The following is a 3,545-nucleotide window of genomic DNA, read 5'->3' as shown; positions in this document are numbered from 1 at the left end:
GGGAGGTCCTCGGACTCCCCGAGGACTGGGACCCGATGGGCGCGGTGGCGATCGGCCACCCGGCGTCGGCGCCGAAGGAACGCGCGGCGAGGGCGGCGGAGACGTTCATCGCGGTGCGGTGAACGGCAGGCGGTGAACCGGGAAGGTACGGCCGTTCGGCGCCTCGGCCGGGGCGTGGCCGTCCCCGGCGTCAGAGGGCCCTGATGTCGTTCGGGGCCAGGCGCGGGGCGCGGCGGGGCGGGACCTGGCCGCTGAGGAGGATCAGGCGCGCGGCGCGGTGGCGCTGGCCCGCGTAGGGGGCCAGGAGCTCCAGCATGGCCGCGTCGTCCGCCGACCGGTCGCCCGCGAGCGCCCAGCCGATGATGCCGGGCAGGTGGAGGTCACCGGTGGTGACCTCGTCGGGGGCGCCGTTGCTGCGCTGGATCGTCTCGGCGCTGGTCCACGGGCCGATGCCGGGAACCAGTTCGAGGCGGCGGCGGGCCTCCCGCGGTGCCATGCGCGCCGCTTCCTCCAGGCGCGGCGCGACCCGGGCCGCCCGCACGATCGTGGCCGACCGCTTGCCGTCCACGTTGGCGCGGTGCCACTCCCAGGACGGGATCATCGCCCACGTGCGGGCGTCCGGCATCACGTGCATGCCGTCGGGGGCGGGGCCGGGGGCCGGTTCGCCGAACCGCCGGACGAGCCGGCGCCAGGAGCCGTACGCCTCGTCCGCCGTGACCTTCTGCTCCAGGATCGACGGGATCAGCGACTCCAGGACCAGGCCGGTGCGGGTGAGGCGGAGCCCCCCGCGGCGGCGGTGGGCCGCGAGGAGCAGCTTGTGCCGGGGGACGAAGGCGGTGGGGTCGTCGTCGGCGCCGAGCAGCGCGGGCAGCCGCGCGAGGAGCCAGTCGGCGCCCGGGCCCCAGGCCTCGGCCTCCACCTCTCCCCCGCGGGCGGCGACCCGGAGGGTGCCGGGGCCCTCGGGGGTACGGCTGGCGCGCCAGACGGAGCCGTCGGGGGTGGTGCGGAAGGTGGGGTCGTGGGGGCCGCGGCGGAGCGGGGAGAGGGTGAGGAGGAGGTCCGGCCGGGTGGGGACGGTCGTGAGGGGGGCGCGGGGGGCGAAGCGGCCGGACATGGGTACGAGGGTAGTCGGGGGCGGATGCTTCCGGGACGGACGGCGGCCGGGGCGGGGGCCCGCCCAGGAGCGGGCCCCCGCCCGGTCAGCGGCCCTGGTACTTGGCCGAGGAGGTGCGGGTGGTGGGGAGTTTGCCGTAGAGGCGGGTGCCGGGGCAGTCCGTGCGGTAACCGTCGCGGTGACCCGCGATGGCGTGGAACTTCACCTTCTTGCCCTTGGCGTACAGGTTGCCGCCGCCCGAGACGAGGGTCACCGTGCCCTTGGGGTTGATGCCGTGGAGGCCGAGCTTCCAGGCGGTCAGGCGGGCGACGGAGGTGACGACGGCGGCCGGCGGGGTGCTGCTGCCGTAGGAGCCGAGGACGGCGATGCCCATGCTGTTGGTGTTGAAGCCGAGGGTGTGCGCGCCGAGCACCGGCTTGGCGACCCCGCCCGCGCGGCCCTCGTAGATGGTGCCGCACTTGTCGATGGCGAAGTTGTACCCGACGTCGCGCCATCCGCTGCTCAGCACGTGGTAGCGGTAGATGCCGCGCAGGACGGACGGGGCCTGGCCGCAGGTGTAGTTGTTGCCGGTGGCGCTGTGGTGGACGAAGGCCGCCTTGATCGTCTTGGTGTAGACGAAGCCCTTCTCGCGGATGCGTTCGTCGGCGCCCCAGCCCTTGCGGGTGACGATCTTCGGGCGCGGCCCGATGTACGGCTTCTTCGCCTTCGCGGCCTGGACCGGCGCGGTGCGGACGGTGCCGCGCTCCGTCTCCGCCTTGGTCAGCGCCGGGATCCAGGCCGAGCCGTAGGGGGCCAGTTCCGCGTTGGCGCTGGTCGCCGCGGCCTCCGGCGCGCTCAGGCCGGCGGCCTCGGCGGCCGCGCGGGTGGTGCCGCCCGGGGCCTCGCCCGGGTCGATCAGTTCCAGGCGCAGTCCGGCGGGCAGGGAGGGGACGCCGTTCTCGGCCCGTACCCGGATCTCGACGCCGTCGGAGTCCCCGACCCACAGGGGGGCCGTGGCACCGCGGCGCGCTCCGGAGGCGCCCTCCGCGCTGTCCGGGTCGGCGCCGTGCTGGTCGGTGTGGGTCTCGACGTCCTGCCAGTCCGACCAGACGTCGCCGCCGGTGGCGCGGGTGCGGACCTGGACGGTGCCGTGGAGGGCGGCGCGAGGGTCGTCCCAGACGACGCCGAGGAGCGAGAACGGCCGTACGTCGCGCCGGGTGAGCCCCTGGTCGGCCGGGCGGGCCGACCCGTCCCCGAAGGCCCGCGAGGAACCGCCCAGGGGGGTGAGGGGCAGGGACTGGGTGGAGCCCGGCAGGTCGTCGGGGGCCGGTGGGAGCGCGGAGGCCGCCGGTGGCGCCGTGGCCGCCGCGGGAGCGGCGAGCGGAAGCGGCAGGGCGAGCACCGCCGCGCAGGTGAGGGCGATCGGGGAGGCGAGTGAGACACGCATAGGCCGATCGTGCGTACGGGGCGACCGTCCCGCTCGCCGGGATTCGAACCGGAAACCGGTCCCGGTGTCCGCCGTTCCGGTGGACGATGTCACCGGGACGGCGGACGCCGTGCACCCGTCCGCCGTACGCTGTCCGGCGTGAACGCCAGCGACCGTACCCCCGCCGACCTGCTGCGATCCGCGCTTGCCGCGGACCCGGCGCGCCCCTTCGTCACGTTCTACGACGACGCCACCGGTGAGCGCGTGGAATTGTCCGTCGCCACCTTCGCCAATTGGGTGGCCAAGACCGCGAACCTGCTCCAGGGCGAGCTGTCCGCCGAGCCGGGCGACCGCCTGGCGCTGCTCCTGCCGGCGCACTGGCAGACGGCCGTCTGGCTGCTGGCGTGCTCGTCCGTGGGGGTGATCGCGGAGGTGGGCGGTGATCCGGCGGCGGCCGACCTGGTGGTCGCGGGGCCGGACGCGCTGGAGGCGGGTCTGGCCTGCTCCGGGGAGCGCGTCGCGCTCTCGCTCGCGCCGCTGGGCCGCCGCTTCCCGACGGCGCCCGCCGGGTACGCGGACTACGCGGTCGAGGTGCCGAGCCAGGGCGACCGCTTCGCCCCCTTCGTACCGGTGGATCCGGACGCGCCGGCCCTCGTCGTGGACGGGGTGGAGCGCACCGGCGCGCAGCTCGTCGAACAGGCCCGTACGGACGCGGCGGCGCAGGGCCTCGGCCCCGGGTCACGGGTCCTGTCGGGGCTTGCGTACGACGGCTGGGAGGGGCTCTCGACGGGTCTGTACGCGCCGCTCGCGGCCGGCGGGTCCGTCGTCCTCTGCCGGAACCTGGACCGGCTGCCGCCGGAGGCCCTGGAGAAGCGCGTGGAGAGCGAGCGGGTCACCGGCGCGGTCCTCTGACCCGGGCGGCCCCGGCCCGGTACCGCCCCGCGCCCCGCGCCCTCGCCCCCGCGCTCCCGCTACCGGTTCCCGTCCCCGGTCCTCTCCCCCCGGCCGGACGCCACCTCGGCGTCC

The 3,545-nt window shown here is 76.2% G+C and carries 3 protein-coding genes; 1 reads left to right on the top strand and 2 read right to left on the bottom strand.

The window, feature by feature from the left end:
- Nucleotides 1-190: 190 nt before the first annotated feature.
- Nucleotides 191-1,114, bottom strand: a complete 924-nt coding sequence (locus RIF68_RS31025; RefSeq protein WP_309054597.1) for a DNA-3-methyladenine glycosylase 2 family protein — start codon at nt 1,112-1,114, stop codon at nt 191-193.
- Nucleotides 1,115-1,199: 85 nt separating this feature from the next.
- Nucleotides 1,200-2,540 (bottom strand): peptidoglycan recognition protein, encoded by a 1,341-nt coding sequence (locus tag RIF68_RS31020; RefSeq protein WP_309054596.1) that lies wholly within the window; start codon nt 2,538-2,540, stop codon nt 1,200-1,202.
- 138 nt (nt 2,541-2,678) lie between these two features.
- On the opposite strand from RIF68_RS31020, the gene RIF68_RS31015 reads away from it, so the two are divergent.
- A complete protein-coding gene (locus RIF68_RS31015) occupies nt 2,679-3,431 on the top strand; it encodes a TIGR03089 family protein (RefSeq protein WP_309054595.1) in 753 nt (250 codons plus the stop codon).
- The last annotated feature ends 114 nt before the right edge of the window (nt 3,432-3,545 follow it).

Source organism: Streptomyces sp. (assembly GCF_031178505.1).
GTDB lineage: Bacteria > Actinomycetota > Actinomycetes > Streptomycetales > Streptomycetaceae > Streptomyces > Streptomyces gulbargensis.
This window is presented reverse-complemented; position numbering and strand designations above follow the sequence as displayed.

What these genes read in the sequence shown, in the direction of transcription:
- RIF68_RS31025 (WP_309054597.1), bottom strand. Translation starts at nt 1,114, where the DNA reads ATGTCCGGCCGCTTCGCCCCCCGCGCCCCCCTCACGACCGTCCCCACC.
- RIF68_RS31020 (WP_309054596.1), bottom strand. Translation starts at nt 2,540, where the DNA reads ATGCGTGTCTCACTCGCCTCCCCGATCGCCCTCACCTGCGCGGCGGTG.